The 16,205-nt window shown below is 67.9% G+C and carries 17 protein-coding genes and 1 pseudogene; 8 read left to right on the forward strand and 10 right to left on the reverse strand.

Features of this window, described 5'->3' with window-relative positions:
- Positions 1-290 (forward strand): annotated as a pseudogene (locus tag ISF28_RS30555) (IS481 family transposase); the annotation flags it as partial.
- 123 nt (positions 291-413) lie between these two features.
- Here ISF28_RS30555 and ISF28_RS15705 read toward each other — a convergent pair.
- The 5 genes from ISF28_RS15705 to ISF28_RS15725 all read right to left on the reverse strand — a co-directional run bounded on the left by ISF28_RS15705 (position 414) and on the right by ISF28_RS15725 (position 6,399).
- Entirely contained in the window at positions 414-1,142 is a 729-nt protein-coding gene (locus ISF28_RS15705; protein ID WP_198118114.1) for a DNA-binding protein, read from the reverse strand.
- 134 nt (positions 1,143-1,276) lie between these two features.
- Complete coding sequence (locus ISF28_RS15710; RefSeq protein WP_229519120.1) at positions 1,277-2,569, reverse strand: GGDEF domain-containing protein; 1,293 nt, start codon at positions 2,567-2,569, stop codon at positions 1,277-1,279.
- A gap of 202 nt (positions 2,570-2,771) precedes the next feature.
- On the reverse strand, positions 2,772-3,674 hold the full coding sequence (sigJ, locus tag ISF28_RS15715; protein WP_198118116.1) for an RNA polymerase sigma factor SigJ: 903 nt from the start codon (positions 3,672-3,674) through the stop codon (positions 2,772-2,774).
- An 88-nt stretch (positions 3,675-3,762) separates the two neighbouring features.
- Positions 3,763-4,140 (reverse strand): hypothetical protein, encoded by a 378-nt coding sequence (locus ISF28_RS15720; RefSeq protein ID WP_198118117.1) that lies wholly within the window; start codon positions 4,138-4,140, stop codon positions 3,763-3,765.
- Positions 4,141-4,221: 81 nt separating this feature from the next.
- The gene (locus ISF28_RS15725; RefSeq protein ID WP_198118118.1) at positions 4,222-6,399 is read right to left on the reverse strand and encodes a TonB-dependent receptor plug domain-containing protein; all 2,178 of its coding nucleotides are present in this window, start codon (positions 6,397-6,399) and stop codon (positions 4,222-4,224) included.
- 183 nt (positions 6,400-6,582) lie between these two features.
- On the opposite strand from ISF28_RS15725, the gene ISF28_RS15730 reads away from it, so the two are divergent.
- From ISF28_RS15730 to ISF28_RS15755, 6 genes are read left to right on the forward strand one after another with little or no spacing between them, the layout of a single operon-like run.
- Positions 6,583-9,531 (forward strand): polymer-forming cytoskeletal protein, encoded by a 2,949-nt coding sequence (locus ISF28_RS15730; RefSeq protein ID WP_198118119.1) that lies wholly within the window; start codon positions 6,583-6,585, stop codon positions 9,529-9,531.
- Positions 9,528-10,010, forward strand: a complete 483-nt coding sequence (locus ISF28_RS15735; RefSeq protein WP_198118120.1) for a prepilin-type N-terminal cleavage/methylation domain-containing protein — start codon at positions 9,528-9,530, stop codon at positions 10,008-10,010. Before ISF28_RS15730 ends, ISF28_RS15735 begins: the two co-directional genes overlap by 4 nt.
- The gene (locus tag ISF28_RS15740; RefSeq protein ID WP_198118121.1) at positions 10,000-10,500 is read left to right on the forward strand and encodes a prepilin-type N-terminal cleavage/methylation domain-containing protein; all 501 of its coding nucleotides are present in this window, start codon (positions 10,000-10,002) and stop codon (positions 10,498-10,500) included. Before ISF28_RS15735 ends, ISF28_RS15740 begins: the two co-directional genes overlap by 11 nt.
- Positions 10,497-11,351 (forward strand): prepilin-type N-terminal cleavage/methylation domain-containing protein, encoded by an 855-nt coding sequence (locus tag ISF28_RS15745; RefSeq protein WP_198118122.1) that lies wholly within the window; start codon positions 10,497-10,499, stop codon positions 11,349-11,351. Before ISF28_RS15740 ends, ISF28_RS15745 begins: the two co-directional genes overlap by 4 nt.
- On the forward strand, positions 11,348-11,818 hold the full coding sequence (locus ISF28_RS15750) for an MSHA biogenesis protein MshP (protein WP_198118123.1): 471 nt from the start codon (positions 11,348-11,350) through the stop codon (positions 11,816-11,818). The genes ISF28_RS15745 and ISF28_RS15750 overlap by 4 nt, the downstream gene beginning before the upstream one ends.
- Positions 11,819-11,828: 10 nt before the next feature.
- The gene (locus ISF28_RS15755) at positions 11,829-12,713 is read left to right on the forward strand and encodes a DUF817 domain-containing protein (RefSeq protein ID WP_198118124.1); all 885 of its coding nucleotides are present in this window, start codon (positions 11,829-11,831) and stop codon (positions 12,711-12,713) included.
- A 2-nt stretch (positions 12,714-12,715) separates the two neighbouring features.
- Here the strand turns inward: ISF28_RS15755 and ISF28_RS30915 are convergent, their stop codons facing one another.
- The 4 genes from ISF28_RS30915 to ISF28_RS15770 all read right to left on the reverse strand — a co-directional run bounded on the left by ISF28_RS30915 (position 12,716) and on the right by ISF28_RS15770 (position 14,756).
- The gene (locus ISF28_RS30915) at positions 12,716-12,838 is read right to left on the reverse strand and encodes a hypothetical protein (RefSeq protein WP_267876959.1); all 123 of its coding nucleotides are present in this window, start codon (positions 12,836-12,838) and stop codon (positions 12,716-12,718) included.
- A gap of 216 nt (positions 12,839-13,054) precedes the next feature.
- Positions 13,055-13,402 carry a hypothetical protein gene (locus ISF28_RS15760; protein ID WP_198118125.1) on the reverse strand — a complete coding sequence of 116 codons (348 nt, stop codon included), beginning with the start codon at positions 13,400-13,402 and terminating at the stop codon, positions 13,055-13,057.
- 74 nt (positions 13,403-13,476) lie between these two features.
- On the reverse strand, positions 13,477-13,872 hold the full coding sequence (locus ISF28_RS15765; RefSeq protein WP_198118126.1) for a nuclear transport factor 2 family protein: 396 nt from the start codon (positions 13,870-13,872) through the stop codon (positions 13,477-13,479).
- Between the two features lie 20 nt (positions 13,873-13,892).
- Positions 13,893-14,756 (reverse strand): protein phosphatase 2C domain-containing protein, encoded by an 864-nt coding sequence (locus ISF28_RS15770; protein ID WP_198118127.1) that lies wholly within the window; start codon positions 14,754-14,756, stop codon positions 13,893-13,895.
- Between the two features lie 151 nt (positions 14,757-14,907).
- Here ISF28_RS15770 and ISF28_RS15775 point away from each other — a divergent pair, with 151 nt between their 5' ends.
- Entirely contained in the window at positions 14,908-15,243 is a 336-nt protein-coding gene (locus ISF28_RS15775; RefSeq protein ID WP_198118128.1) for a DUF805 domain-containing protein, read from the forward strand.
- A gap of 6 nt (positions 15,244-15,249) precedes the next feature.
- Here ISF28_RS15775 and ISF28_RS15780 read toward each other — a convergent pair whose 3' ends face one another.
- Entirely contained in the window at positions 15,250-16,188 is a 939-nt protein-coding gene (locus tag ISF28_RS15780; RefSeq protein WP_198118129.1) for a LysR family transcriptional regulator, read from the reverse strand.
- Between the last annotated feature and the right edge of the window lie 17 nt (positions 16,189-16,205).

Raw genomic sequence — 16,205 nt, forward strand, 5'->3', positions numbered from 1 at the left:
ACTTGGTTCGACCGCACCAAGCTTTAGGTCAGAAGCCGCCTTCCTCTCGCTACGCAGCCAGCGCAAGACCGTATCCCGAACAACTGCCCGCTATTGAATACGACACAGGTGACGAAGTCAGAAAGGTCCTTGGCAGCGGATGCATCAGCTTTTCGGGACGGCAGTTGTTCGTTGGCGAAGGTCTGGTGGGGGAACCCGTCGCTGTCCGGCCGAGCGACACCGATGGGATCTTTCACGTCATCTTCTGTAACCGGAAAATTAGCGAAATCGATCTACGAATCGAGCTGTAAAATGACTAGACATGTGTCACCTATGTCTCTAGACATGTGTCACCCATGTCTCTGTGCCATACAACCCCGTGCCCACCATGCGTTCACGGAACGCATCCTTTTGGTGGGCTCGGGGAGCCCACCCTACTTCTTGGCTTTCAAGTCGGTCAACTCGGCCCGCAGCTTGCTGCGCTCCGCCGTCGACTTGTCCAGCTTCGCGCGCAGGTCTTCCAGCTCGGCGGCCAGGCTGTCGCGGGCCGTCGTGGCGCCCACCAGCTCCATTTCGGCGCGCAGGCGCGCGTCCGATTCGGCCGCCATGTCGGCCACCTTGCGCTCCAGTTCCTGGCGCAGCTGCGTCAACTGCTGTTCCTTGCCGTCGATGGCCAGCTGGTCCTTCGCCTTGCTGACGAGGGCGTCCATCGCGACCTGGCGCGCATTCTTCAATTCCGCGTTCAGACGCTCGATGGTTTCGTCGCGCTCGGCGATCGCCTCTTCCGACGCGGCCGTGATGTTCGCCACTTCGTCGAGCAGCGAATCGCGCTCGCCCTCGAGCGCCTCGCCCGCTTCGCGCAGGGCTTCGATGTCCGCCTCGTTGCGGGCCAAGGCCTCACGGTCGCCGGCGCCGGCCTGTTGCGCGAACTGCAGCGCCCAGTCGGCCAGGCCGGCCAGCAATTCCTGCGGCAGTTCGGCCTTAGGCGGGGCCGGCGGCTTGACGTTCGCCGCGCGCCATGCGGCCAGGTGCTTGAAGATCGCGTTCGGCGAACCCTCGCCGAGGAAGTCCTGCACCGTCTCGATGGTGACCGCTTCCCCATCCTGCTGCAAACTCTCGGCCGCGCGCGCAACGTCGTCGAATGTGACTTCTTGGCCTGCCATAAGGTGTTGACTCCTGCTTCGTTGAATTTCGGGAGACCGTATGATACTTCCCGTAGAGAAATTCCGCAGGCTTCACAGCATAAGTGTTGCGCGTGCGACGCGCCCCGCCCCGATTCATTTCACGGTTGATCACATCAGCCCGTTTGGGCGATGCGCTGCGGCAGCGGACGGATCTGGTTGCGTCCGCCTTCCTTCGCTTCGTACAGCATGGCGTCGGCCCGCAGGAACAATTCGTTCTCGCTGCGGTAGGCGGGATACGCGGCCAGGCCGCCGCTGAACGAGAAGTGGCGCACGTCGCCCGGCGCGACCTCGAACGGGTTCGCGCCGAACGCGGCGCGCATCGCATCCAGGCGGCGCCAGCCCTGCTCCAGCGTGCAATCCCAGAACACGACGACGAATTCCTCGCCGCCGAAGCGGCTCAGCAGATCGCCCTCTTCCAGGCGCGCCGCCAGGGTCAGCGACAGGCGCTTGATGACGATGTCGCCGAAATAATGGCCCCAGGTGTCGTTGATGGTCTTGAACTTGTCGATGTCGATGACGCCCAGGCACAAGGGCTTGCCTTCCAGGGCGGCGCGGCAGATCAAGGCCTGAGCCTTTTGCTGCAGGCCGACCTTGTTCAAGAGGCCCGTCGCGCGGTCCTTGCCGATGAGGTCGCGGCTGATGCGGATCTTGTCGGCGCGGTTCAGCAAGCGCCGGGCCAGCAGGTCCGGGTCGTCCATGTCGAACTGCGCGTCGAATCCGCTGTCGAGCGCGCGCCGGGCCAGTGCCGGATCGGTGCCCCGTTGCAGGAGGATGATCTCGCGCACGGGATCCGCTTCGATATTCCGCTTGAGCACGCGCACGACGGCTTCCGTCCGCTCGAATTCCACGTCGGTGATCAGCACGATGTCCGGCTGCGACTCCTTGACGCGCAGGTGCAAGGTCTGCGGGTCGGTGTGGTAGAGGATTTCCATCCGCTGCGCCAGCAGCGCCGCCTCGTCCCAGCCCGGCGGCGCGCCCAGCATGGCCACGCGCACGAGATCGGCGCGTTTCTGCTGGACGAACAGGTTGAACAGCTTGTCGACGAGGACGTCGTTGGCGATCGGCTTTTCTGCGAAAGCAAGACAATTGCTGTCGACGAGACGCTGCTGCAGGATGAACCGGCTGCCCTGGCGCACGCTTTGCAGGTAGACGTAGCGGTGGTCCGCCGGCAGGCGCTGCAGCAATTCGCCCAGCAGCAGCGTCTTGCGCTTGGCGTGCATGTCGGACTGCATGTTGTACAGCGCGTCCAGATCGATCAGGTAGAGGCTGTCGCCGTGGTCGCGCTCGACGGCATCCACGAATTCGCTCAGTTCGTGGAAAAAGCGGATGTGGAAGTCGTATTTGTGGGCGTGCAGCAGGAGTTCGGCCTGGTTATCCTTGATGAAAAAGCTGTGCGACAAGAACAAGACATGATTCTTGTACAAAGGAAGATGCCCCGCCATGTGTTACACGCCTTCAAGATGATTGACCACGGATCGCTTCGCGCCGGCCTCCAGCATACCTGTGTTTGAGACATGCATCGGTCCACACGACGGTTTTTTTTGGCGGCGCGGCCCCGATCTGCGTGTTATCAGGAAAATATGTTGCGCAGGGACAAATTATTGACGATTAGGACAGGATTCGTGGCCGCAAATGGTCCAGGCTGCCCAGCTTGTCCGGATTGCGCACGACGTAGATCGCGGCGATGCGGCCCTCCTCGATGTGGATCGACGTGATCGCATCGGGCGCACCATTGCGCCACGTCAATAGACCCGGCATGCCGTTGACGGTGATGACGTCGTGGCGGTTGTCGATGCCGGACCACTTGCGCTCGATGCCGGCCACGAGGCGGCCGACGCGGTCGGCGCCGGCCACCCGCTTGACGGTCGTCTTGACCTTGCCGCCGCCGTCGCCCGTGTAGGTCGCGTCGAGCGCCAGCAGCGCCTGCACCTGGGCCGGATCGCCGGAGCGCGACGCCTGCACGAAGCGGCCCAGCAATTCCAGGTGCAGTTCGCGGTTGACGGCGAAGCGGGGACGCTCCGCGCGCACGCGCTCGCGGGCCCGTTGCAGCACCTTGCGGCAGGCGGCCTCCGTCTTGCCCACCATCGCGGCGACCTCGGCGTAGTCGAAATCGAACACCTGGTGCAGCAGGAACACGGCGCGTTCCTCGGGCGCCAGCCGTTCCAGCATCAGCAGGAAGGCCGTCGAGATGTCGCCGGCCGCTTCCAGCGCGCGTTCGGGCGAGTCGACGGCCTCTTCCACCAGCGGCTCCGGGAGCCACGGGCCGACGTAGTGCTCGCGTTCCGTCAGCGCGCCGCGCAGGCGGTCGATCGACAGCCGCGTGACCACCGTGACGAGCCAGGCTTCCGGTATGCGCGCCTCCGCGCTGCCGCCGTTCTGCCAGCGCAGCCAGGCTTCCTGGACGATGTCCTCGGCGTCCGCCCGGATGCCGAGCATGCGGTAGGCGATGCCGAACAGGCGCGGACGCAGGCGGAGGAAGGTATCGGGTGCGGTGGCGGTCGGGGTATCCATATCCATGAGACGGGTGAAAGGCCCGTTTTGTGACAGGCCCGTCGTCCATGCATTGTAAGCGCCGGCCGCGCGGCGCGTGTCCGGGCCGTCAGGCCGCCCCGCACTCGGCGTCGAGCCGGGTGCGGGCATGCCGCTTTCCCGGCCGCACCCGCATCGGTGCGCGCGGCGTGTCGATGCGTACCGGTGTCAGCTTGCCCGCGTAGGGCGGCATGTCCGGCTCGATCTCGACCGCGCCGCCGCCCGCCGGCACGCCCGCCAGGAAGGCGCCGATGGCGATGCGGACGATCATCCGGTTGCCCGGCTCCGCCTTGAGGCTCAGCTTCTTATTGAAATACAGAAAAGTACACGACGCGCCCGACGGTGTCGTGATGTCCACTTTCTTCGGCAGGGAAAACCCGTAACGGCCCGTCGCCCACAGCTTGACGACACAGGTCCCGTGCTCCGATGACGAAAAAGTAAAGTTCATACGGCAATGCTAAACGCCGCACGACATCGGTACGTTTCGAATTTGTTCCAAACCGTAACGGCTGGAACAGTTATTTCCGCATCACATCTTCAGCTCGACGTTCACGCCGACCCGCGTGGCGCCCTGCTGCCAGCTGGATTGGCGCGCCAGGCCGCTTCCATCCTCGTACGCGCTGTCCGACGCATTGTCCATGCCGAGGATGTTGTTGAGCGTGAAGCGCAGCTGCACGTGCGCGTCCAGCTTCCACGCGGCGTAGGCGTCGACGTCGCGCCGCGTAGGCTGGCGCCGGCGCTGCGCGTCCGAGATGCGCACCCAGCCGCCCTCCCGGTAGGCCATGCTGGCGCCGAAGCTCAGCTTGTCCTTGCGGTAGTCGAGGCCGGCGTTGGCCGACATCGGCGTTTGCCCGTCCAGGCGGTTGTCGGGGCCGGGCACCGTCGACACGGCGGACCAGTTCCGGGTGACGCTGGCGTGCACGTCATAGCCGTCCGCCGCCTTGCTCACCATGCGCAGCGGCAGCTTGAGCTCGGCCTCCAGCGAATGCACGCGCGCGCGGCCGTCGTTCAGCGGGCGGTAGATCCAGCGGCCGTCCGGGCCCTGGTCCAGGCGCGTGCGGATCGTGTCGCTGATCAAGCGCTGCGCGCCGCTGACGGACACCATCGCGCCGTCCGCCCAGAATTGCTCGAACGCGACGTCGATGCCGTTCGCCAGTTCCGGCCGCAACGCCGGATTGCCGCTGGAATCGGGCGAGAAGCGCGTGTTCAACGCCGCCAGGTAGCGGCGCGCCGTCAGTTGGCCGACGGTCGGCGCCTTGAACGTGCGCGTGAGCGCGAGGCGCAACTGGCGCCCGCTCTTGTTGGGGAATTTGTACAGCGTCTGGGCGACGGGGCTCAGCACGTGGCCGCGCGACGCCGTCGCCGCCATGCCCGTCGCGGCGCTGTCCGTGCGCACGCCTTCCCAGCGTCCGCCGACGTACATCGACCACTGCTTCGTGACGTTCCACTCGTCCTGCACGAACCCGGCCAGCCGCACGACTTGCGGTTGATAACCCTCGACGACGCGGGTCGCGGGCCCGTCGTCCTGCCGGTCGCGGCGATCGAGCGTGTCGTCGTTGCGCTGGCGGCTCGCGTCGATGCCCGTCGCGAGCGCGTGGCCGTCGAACAGCGAGCGCGTGAACTTGGCGCGGAACGACGTCCGGCGCGGGCGATACACGGTATCCCAATCCCGCGCGAGGTGGTGCGTCCGGCTGGCCGAAAAATAATCCGTGACGTTGTCGTTGTCGTCGCGGCTGCGCTCGCCCGACAGGCTCAGGTCGAGCTTGCCGCCGCCGACCTTGGCGATCCAGCCGGCTTCCGCCCGCATCATCCACTGGTCGCCCGACGTCCGGCCCGGCATGTCGACCCAGTCCGGATCGCCGAACGACCCCACGCGGATGTCGTTGTGCGAGGCGCCCGACCACGCGTGGCTGCTGGCCTGCAAGCCGGCCGACAAATTCAGTTCGTTGGCGTCGTCGATCTTCCAGTTCAGGCGCGGGAACAGGACGATGCCGCGGTAGGCGCCCCCGCCCCGGTAGTTCGCCAGCCGCTGTTGCGCCACGGTGCCGTCGGGCCGCGTGAAGCGGTCGTCCGTGCGCGAATAAAACGCGTTGTGACCGCCGAACGCCGTCCCGTTCAGGAAGTACGACAGACCGCCCGTCTTCCCGCCCCACGTGCCGCCGACGGTGCTGCTCCGCTGCAGCGGCGAGCGCGACGCGTTCAGGCGCAGGTCGCGCTGCGGCTTGGCCACCACCTTGCGCAGCACGATGTTGATCGTGCCCGCGATGGCCTGCATCGAATACTCGGCGCTGGCGGCGCGGATCACCTCGATGCGCTCGATCTGGTCCGGCGTCAGCGCGTCCAGCGAAAAGCCCGGCGGCGGACGGTCGCCGTTAACGAGGATCTGCGTGTAGCCGGCGCCCAGGCCCCGCATGCGGATCGTCTTGTCCGTCACGGTGACGCCCGGCGCCCGTTTCAGCACGTCGAAGATATTGTCGTCGCCGTATTTGCGAATCTCCGCGGCCGACAGCACGGTCTTGCTCGCCGTGACGTCGCGGCGCGGGTCATAGCCGGCGGCGCCCTTCACTTCCACGCGCTGGATGGTCTCGTCCTTGTCCTTGGCCTTGGCCACGGGCTGGGCGTCGGTCGCGGGAGCAGTTTGTGCGTAGACGGCGGCGGGCGGGAACAAGGCGGCGACGAGGGCGAGGTGGAGGACGGTCGGATGCATCGTGAACTGGTGGAGGATTGCGTCAATACGTCCGGCCGCGGCAGCGGATGCGCTTGTTAAACGGACAAACCGGCCGATTATGCGCAGCCCGGCCGGTCGGCGTCAAACCGGCTGTGGCGCGCCGCACGCGTACACTCTTGATTTAGCGAAATGTCTGTTCCGTCAAGATATAATCTGACGGCCATGTTCCTGCGCCACCTCCCGTCCCTGCTGCTTGCCCTGATGCTGTTCGCGGCAGGCGGCCGCGCGTGGGCCGGCACGACGTACACGTTCAACGGCGGCGCCGTCGGATCCTGCACGCTGGCGGGCGCCACGTACACGTGCGCGAGCCTGCCGCTGCCGGAAGGGGACGACGCGATGGTCATCGCCAGCGGCTATACGGTGAAAATCACGTCGGACGTCAATTTCGGCTACAACCACGGCCTGACGATGAGCGGCACGGCGGTCCTGGCCAGCACGGGCAATCTGAACATCGGCGGCATCGCCACGAACAACCTGAAGATCGCGGGCGGCACGCTGGTCGCGGGCGCCACGTTCAGCGTCGGCGCCCAGAACCAGACGCTGACGGCCGATGTCCAGGCGGTCACGGCCAACCTCGGCACGGGCTCGAGGCTCAGCCTGACGGGCAGCGTCGCGGCCACCGGCACCGTCACCGTCGCCTCGCACGCGACGATCAACGGCCCCATCAGCGGCGCGACGGTGACGACCGGCTCTCCCGTCACGCTGAACGGGAACATCGTCGCCACGAAGTCGTTCACGCTCGCATCGGGCAGCGCCGTCACGGGCAATGTGACGGCGCCCGTCGTCAGCCTCCTCGCGTCCGGTTCGACCGTCACCGGCAACGTCACCGCGACGACGTCGCTGCAACTGGGTTCGTCCGACACCGTCACCGGCGACGTCACGGCGGGCACGCTGACCCTCGATTCGTCGGACGCCACCATCTACGGCAACGCGACGATCGACAGCGGCGTCTTCAACTGGCACGGACGGGTCACGCAGACCATCACCTGCAGCGCCGGCACCGCCGCCGGCCGCTGCGACTGCGTGACGAACAACAGCGGCTACGACGTCAACACGGCCTACGGGCCGCACTGCCAGGGCAACGCGGTCGCGCTGGACCATTTCGTCATCGGCTACGACCGGACCGGCAGCGTGTGCACGCCGTCCACCGTGACGATCACCGCGTGCGCCAACGCCGCCTGCACCAGCACGTACGGCGGCGGCGCCGACGTCGTTCTCGCGCCGACCGGCCAGGCGGTGGCGATTCCCGCGTCCGGTTCCGTCCAGGCGAGCGTGGCCTGGCCGCAGACCGGCATCAATACGCTCGGGCTGACGGGCGCCACGACGGTCAACCCGACCACGTGCTGGCGCAGCGGCGACGCCGCGCCGGGCGCCAATTGCCAGGTCGACGTGAAGAGCGCCGCCTACACGCTGAGCCTCGGCACGGCCGGCGGCTACACGTCGGACACCCCGCAAACGCTCACGATCACGGCCCAGCAGCAGTCGAACAACGGCAGCTGCGTGCCCTTGTTCAAGAACGTGCAGCGCAGTGCGACGTTTTCGTGCGCCTATTCCAACCCGTCGACCGGCACTGCGCCCGTGCGCCTGAACAACGTCGTCCTGCGCGGCCAGGCGACCGGATCGGCGTGCGACGGCGGCGGCCCGTCGATCGCGTTGGCATTCAACGGGGACGGCGTGGCCACGCTGCCGCTGCAGTACGCCGATGCCGGCAAGGTGACGGTGACGATCAACGACACCGGCGCCGGCAGTCCCGGCACGGCCAGCGTCACGCCGGTATTCGTCCCCGCCAAATTCCAGATCGCGCTGCCGGGCGGGCCCTACGTGGCCGGACAGGTATTCAAGCCGACGGTCACGGCCCTGAACGCGAGCAACAACCCGACGCCCAATTTCGGCCGCGAGTCGCCGGGCGAAAGCGTCAAACTGGACGCCGCCGCCTGCAAACCGAACACCGGCAACGGCCAGATTCACACCTCGGCGCAGATCGACGGCGGCGTCGAGACCTTCGACGCGACCTGGAACGAAACGGGCACCATCGATCTCGTGGCCAGCCTGCAGAGCGGGAGTTATCTCGACAGCAAAATGGCGCCGCTGGGCGCGACGACCAACACGATGGCGCCCGACTGCTCGGGCGCCGCCGGCCCGTTCAGCCCCGCCTTCTTCACGGTCGACGTCGACCCGGCCTGGCAGCGCAAGGCGTCCACCACGGCCGGCACGTCGCTGCAATATTATTCCGGCGAACCCGCGATCACGCTGACGGTCACGGCGCGCAACCAGCAGAACGGCGTGACGCAGAACTACACGGGCAGCTACGCGCACGACCTGACGTTCACCGCCATGGACCCGGTGCACGACGCGCTCGTGGGCGTCAGCGGCAAATTCAGCCGCTCGACGGGTTATCCGGCTTCGGACCTCACCGGCACGGCGCAGATCCGCGCGCTGGACTTCGGCGCCAACGGCGCGGCGCCCGGCGTCGCGACGTGGACCGGCAGCTTCACGTTCGCCAAGAGTCGCACGGCCCAGACCCGCCTGCGCGTGCGCGTGTCGGAACTGCCGTCCCTCCCGCACCCGGCCAGCTCCGCAACGATTCCTTCCGATGTCGGCGCCGAGCCGATCCTGATGATCCGCAGCGGCCGCGTGCGCCTGCCGAGCCGCTTCGGCAGCGCCGACACGCTGCTCAAGATTCCCGTCTCGCTCGAGTACTACACGGGCCAGACCTGGGTACTGAACGCCGAGGATTCGACGACGACCATCCCCGCCGGCGCCATTTCGACCGGCGCCTTTTCGACCGGCACCACGAAGGACAAGATCACAAGCGACATCACGGCGTTCGCGAACGGCACCGCGACGCTCAGCCTCACGCCCCCCGCGAAGTCCGGCCGCGGCAGCTTCCCGTTCGCGCTCGACCTGGGCAGCGACGCCGCCAACACCTCGTGCTACGCCGCCAAGCAGGCGATGACGCCGGCAACGAGCCCCGCCGGCCTGCCGTTCCTGCGCAGCGACGATCCGTCCTGCACGGCCGCCGGCGCCGTGGATCCGTCGGCGCTCGCCACGTTCGGCGTCTACGCGCCCGAGACCAAGCGCATCATCCACATGCGCGAGGTGTTCAAATGACGGTCTCTCCCCGCGCGTCCGGCTTCACGATGGTCGAGCTGGTGGTGGTCATGATCCTCATCGGCGTGCTGGCGGCGATCGGCATTCCGCGCCTGATGGGCGACAAGACCATGGAGGCCGCCGTGTTCGGCGACCAGGTCGTCAGCGGCCTGCGCCAGGCGCAGAAGATCGCGGCGGGCCACCGCCGCACCGTGTGCGCGAGCGTCGGACCGAAGGCGGTGATCGTGCGCCTGAAGGACTGCGGCAGCGCCGGCATGCCGCTTACCGGTCTCGCCGACGACGCATTCGCGACGACGGACAGCGTCCTCGCCGTCACGACGGCGACGCTGTACTTCCAGCCGGACGGCCGCATCACGACCGACGCCGCGGGCACGGCCGTCGTCGCGGGCGGCACCGTCGCCATCACCGGCACCGTGGACGGGCAAGCGACGACGTTCCGCACCATCCACGTGGAAGGATCGACCGGCTATGTCGAATAGATTCGCGCGCAGCGCCGGCGTCACGCTGGTCGAACTGATCGTCGCCCTCGTCATCGTGGGCGTGGCGCTGGCGGGCATGGTCGCCGTGTACACGGCCACGACGCGGTCCAGCGTCGACCCCGTGATCGTCCAGCAGATGCAGGCCGTCGCCGACAACATGATGGAAGAGATTTTGATGAAGCCCTTCGCGCCGCCGGACCCGGCCAACGACGCGCCGGGCAACGCGGCCGGCGGCGCCCGCATCAATTTCGACAACGTGAGCGACTACGACGGCTACGGCCAAGGCTTGACCGGCATCCGCGACGTCGAGGGCAATCCGATCCCGGGACTGGAGGGCTACACGGTGGCCGTCAGCGTCCAGAACACCGCGTTCGCCGGCATCGCCAGCAAGGACGCCCTGCGCGTGACCGTCACGGTCGCCATCACGGGGTCCAACCCGAGCTACCCGCAACCCATCGTGCTGACCGGCTGGAGGACCAACCCATCATGACCCGCCAGCGCGGCTTCACCCTCGTCGAACTGATCGTCGTGATGGTCATCGTCGGCGTCATCGCGGGCGTGCTCGTGCTGCAGCTGCGGCCGGCCATGCAGTCGTATCTCGCGATCCGCCAGCGCGCCAATCTCACGAGCCAGGCCGACGCCGCGCTGCGCCGCATCGTCGCGGAAGTGCACGCGGCCGTGCCGAATTCGCTGCGCTACACGCGGGATCTGCAGCAGCAGTCCGAGTGCATCGAGTTCGTGCCGACCAAGGACGGCGGCCGCTTCCGCACCGACATCGACACGCGCACCGGATCGGGCAAGCCGCTGGTCCCCGGCGCGGCCACGACGTCGTTCGACGTGCTGACCGACCTCGACGGGTCCGACGCGCAGGGCGACCTGGTCGTCGTCGGCAACGTCAACCGCGACGATGCCTACGACGCGGCGAAGGTCGGGATCATCGATACGATCGCCGGGCCGACGGCGGGCGTCGCCACGCACACGATCACCCTGAAGACCGCGACGACCTTCCCGGCCGGCTACGACGGCGGCCGTTTCGTCGTCGTGCCGCAGAGCGAACCGGCCGTGACCTACACGTGCACGAATCCGGGCACGGACGCCAACGGCACGGGCACCGGCACCATCTACCGCGTCACGGGGTACGCGCCCGGCATCGCGCCGTCGACGACCTGCCCGACGGGGCCGGCCATCCTCGTCACCAAGGTCAGCGATTGCAACATCCTGTACCACGAAAACGAAGGCGCCACGCAGCAGAGCGGCTACCTGCAGCTGCGCCTGGGCCTCGCGGAGGGCGGCGAAGCGGCCCGGCTGACGATGGGCGCGCACGTGGAGAACGCGCCATGAGCACGCGGCGCGCCGGCGGTTTCGCCTACATCGCGGCGATCGTGTTCCTCGTCGTGCTGGCGGGGTTCGCGCTCGCGGCGCTGCGCCTGTCCGGCACGGCGCAGGCCACCGTCGACCAGGCGGTGCTGGGCGCCCGCGCCAACCAGGCGGCGCGCGCCGGCCTGGAATGGGCGTTCTACCGCCTCAAGACGCCGGGGGCCACCTGCACGGCGCTGGACAACCCGCCGGACTTCAGCGCGGACACCGGCTACCGCGTCGCGCTCACCTGCGGCATGCTGACGTACGGCGAAGGCCAGAAGTCCAACGGCGACGCGCTGATGAAGAACATCTTCCAGCTCACGGCCACCGCGTGCAACATCGGCAGCACGTGTCCCGCGGACGACGCCAGCGTCGCGAGCCCGGACTACGTCGAGCGCAAGCGCAGCGCGTCGATCTGCATCACGGCCGACGGCGCCGACTGCTACTGACGGGGATCCCATGACCGCGCCGACCTCGCCCGACCCGCGCCGCCTCCTGCCTACGCTCACGGCATTCGACGCGCTGCTGACGGACGGCCGCGCGCGCCGCGTCGAAGGCTGGCGCCGCGGCGCCGTCGAATTCCTCTGGTTCGGGATCAAGGAAGCGCGCGCTTGCCTGTTCGCCGGCCTGTTCTTCGCGTGCGTGTTGCTGGTGCCGCGCGCGGGCCTGCTGGGCGTGCCGCGCTACGACGTGCTGCTGGTGGCGGCGCTGGCGATCCAGGCCTGGATGCTGGCGAGCGGCCTGGAGACGCGCGACGAATTGAAGGCGATCTGCCTGTTCCACGCGCTCGGGTTCGCGCTGGAGGCGTTCAAGACGTCCGGCGCCGTGCACTCCTGGAGTTATCCCGACTTCGCCTATACGAAGGTGCTCGGCGTGCCGCTGTTCTCGGGCTTCATGTACGCGGCCGTCGGCAGCTACATCATCCAGGCGTGGCGCCTGCTCGACCTGCGCGTGCGTCATCATCCGCCGCACTGGATGGCGGCGCTGGTGGCGGGCCTGATCTATGTGAATTTCTTCACGCACCACGCGCTGGGCGACGCGCGCTGGTATCTGGCGGCCGTTGCGCTCGGCCTGTACGCGCGCACGACCGTCAGCTTCCGCCCGCTGGACCGCGAGCGGCGCATGCCGTTATTGCTTGGATTCGTGCTGACCGGGTTCTTCATCTGGCTGGCGGAGAACCTCGGCACGTTCTGGGGGTTATGGCGTTATCCGAACCAGTTGGGGGCCTGGTCGGCGGTCCACGTCAGCAAGTGGAGTGCGTGGTCGCTCCTGGTCATCATGACGTTCACCATCGTGGCGAACCTCAAGCACGTCAAGGCGCGGATCCACGTGCCGGAGTCGTGACGTCAGGCCAGCACCATCGCGACGGGCAGCGCGCACAGCACGAGCATCACGCCGATGCGCACGCGGCGGGCGCGCTGCTTGTGTTCCTCCAGACGGGAAACGCGGAATCCTGCAACTTTGCTCATGGAAGTCCTCTCATGTGATCTGAATAGCCAATCATAGTATGGAGCCGGAGAAACCCGCGACACGAATGGCTTTCCCCGGCATCCGATTCCACCCGCGCAATTTAAATTGCAGCTGGGTAAAAGATCAGATTACACCGCCTGGCGACACAAATCCATGAGCGAACACACACAAACGTAAAATCCGCGAAACCGTCTGTTTTTTTCCACGACAGTCCGTCAGCGCCCGCCGCCGCACGCCACGGCGCTGCCGTCCGACGACTTCTCGCAATAGGTCGCGCGTCCGCCGCAGGCCACGTCGTTGCCGGATGAGGACTTGAGACAGTAGTTGGCGAGGCCGCCGCAAGCGACGCGCCGGCCGTCGGCCGATTGCTCGCACATGGTGGCCCGTCCGCCGCAGGCCACGCGGTTGCCGTCGGCGGATTTTTCGCAGAAACTCGCCCCGCCTTGCCCCGACGTGCCCTCCGGATGGCCTCCCGCGGCGATCACGCAGCCGCCCAGCAGTGCGACGAGGGCGGCGGCGGACAGCGCGGTACGGCAGGCGGATTTCCAGTATATCGACATCATTCAACGTTCCTCGAGGTAAAAGCGACATCGTACCCCGGCGGAGCGGCTTCATTTCTCGCGGAATGTCACACCGGTCAGCTGCGGTCGACGACGAGGGCCAGTTGCCCGTCGCGCACGACGAATTCCGATTCGCCGCGCAGCATCAGCCGGGTGCCCGCCGGCGGTCCGCCGGGCAGGTCGATGGCCAGCTGCCCGCGCCATGCGACCGCCGCGACGAGCGTGTCGCCGCGGGGCGCGAGCGCCGTGACCCGCTGCTCGCGCTGCGCGAACATCGTTTTCGCCTGCTCGGCCAGCACGCGGAAAGCGTCGCGGCCATCGCTGGCCGCCGTCAGCTGGCCGCCGGACCAGTTCTCGAAGCGCACGTCGGGACTCAGGGTCTCGAGCATGCCGTCGACGTCGAAGGCGTTGTAGGCGGCCACGTAGCGCTCGATCAACGCCAGTGCCGCGGGAGCGATCGTCTGGTGGGACATGCGGATCTCCTTGTCGAGGTTCAGGCGAAGCGCCAGGCGATGGCGGAGGCGTCGTCGGCCGGCTTGGCCGCCAGGCCGGCGGCCTCCTTGCCGGCCTCGAACGCGCGCAGTTCGTCGAGCAATGCGTCCAGCCCGCGCGCGCGGCAGGCGTCGAGCAGGCTGGCGTCGCCGTGCACGCCGTAGGTGTCGACGAGGCGGTACAAGCCGTCGGACGACAGCAGCAGCAGCGCGCCCGGCACCGCCGTCGCCCGCGCCGCGCGCGCCGCGAACGGGCCGCGCGGTTGCAGGCACAGGACGGCCGGGCGGCCGGCCGTGTTCTGTTCGTGGCGGCGCGCGCGCAGCATGGGCAGCAAGCGCGTCCAGCGTGCGGCCGGATCGACGACGCCCTCGGCGACGAGCGCCGCGACGGCCGCCTGCGTGGCCTGCTCCTGCGGATTCTCGAACGGGTCGAGGTCGCGCACCGTACCGTCCGGCGCCTGCAGCAGCACCTTGCTGTCGCCCAGGCAGAACAATTCCAGCGCGTGGACGCCGGCGGCATCCGGATCGCGCACGCGCACCCAGGCGAGCGTCGCGATGGGCCAGGCGTACGGCGGCACGTCGGCGCCGCCGCCGGCCGCGCGGTAGGCGGCGCGGGTGCCGGCCAGCGCTTCCAGCACGAGCGCTTCCTGGCTCGCGTCGGCGCGCAGCACGCGGCCCAGGTCCTGCGCGAACCGCCGCACGAACCACGCCGGATCGCTGGCGCCGGCCGGCACGCAGCGGTCAAGCGTGAGCGGCGTCGCGCCGTCCATCAGCACGAGGTCCGTGCAGCCCTCGCGCTCGAACACGACGACGAGGTCCTCGTTGATCCGGCCCTTGCCGGCCGACGAAGCGAGGCTGTAGCGCATGCGATCTCCCGAAGTGTTGTCGACGTTACTATAAGCGATCCCGGTGACGCACGGATGACCTCGCGTGCGGTGAGAGTTGGTGAGTATTGACGGCGGGTTTTGCCTGTACGATCCGGGAAGAGCCATTCCGGCTCGACTTCACGAGGAACCCATGACAGCAAGCCAATCCATCCAGACCTGCTTTCAGAAATACGCCACGTTCAACGGCACCGCGAGCCGTTCCGAGTACTGGTGGTTTTTCCTGTTCACCCTGGTCATCAGTAGTGCCATCGCCGTGTTCAGCAACAAACTGTCGATCGTGTTCTCGCTCGCGACGCTGGTGCCCTCCTTCGCCGTCGCCGCGCGCCGCCTGCACGACACCGACCGGAGCGGCTGGTGGCAGCTGATCATTCTCGTGCCGCTCATCGGCTTCATCGTCCTGCTCGTGTTCCTGGCCCAGGAGGGCAAGTCCAACCGTTACGGCACGGCGCCCGCCTACGCGGCCTGACGCCCGCTACAGCAGCCGGATCCCCGGCAGGTTCCGCAACGACGTCTCGCGCATCACCTGGACGAAATCCTCCAGGTAGGCGTCGTCGCGGCCCGCGTCCTTTGCGCCCTTGCGCGTGACGGCGTACAGGCGTCCCGTCAAGCCGTCGGCGCCGATGCGCTGCTGCGCCACGTAGCCGCGCTGCAGGTACGTCTGCACGGCCCACAGCGGCAGCGCCGCGAAACCCCGTCCGCTGGCCACCAGCTGCAGCATCGCCACCGTCAGCTCCGTCGTGCGCCGCGCGGGTTCCACGCCGGCGGGGCGCAGCACCTGGCGCACGAGGTCGAGCATCTCGTCCGGCACCGGGTACGTGATCAGGGTCTCGCCCGCGAAATCCCGCGCTTCCAGGTGGTCGCGCGCCAGCAGCGGATGGCCCAGCGGCAGGATGGCGACGATGTCGAACTCGAACAACGGGTGCACGGCGACGTCCCGTTCGTCCACGTCCACTTCCGACACGATGGCGACGTCGGCCCGGTCCTGGTGCAGCAGGCCGACGGGGTCGGACTGGAAGCCCGACACGATGTCCTGTTCCACTTCCGGCCAGCGCAGGCGCAGCGCGTCCATCGACGGCATCAGCCAGTCGAAGCAGGTGTGGCATTCCACGGCGATGCGCAGCTTGCCCGCGCCGTGGCCACCGAGCCGCGCGACGTCGCGCTCGGCCTTTTCCACGGCCGGGATCACATCCTGCGCCAGTTCCAGCAGGCGCCGCCCGGCCGGCGTGAACGCGACGGGCGCCGACTTGCGCTCGAACAGCGTCAATCCATAGAACTCTTCCAGCGCCTTCAACTGGTGCGACAGCGCGGACTGCGTCACGTTCTGCAGCGCCGCCGCGCGCGACACGCTGCCCCCTTCAGCGAGGGCCAGCAGGGTGCGCAGGTGGCGCAGGTCGAGGATCGAGGTCGGCATGAGCGGAATTCATGTGG

It is taken from the genome of Massilia rhizosphaerae (assembly GCF_016093545.1).
GTDB classification, from domain to species: domain Bacteria; phylum Pseudomonadota; class Gammaproteobacteria; order Burkholderiales; family Burkholderiaceae_D; genus Telluria; species Telluria rhizosphaerae.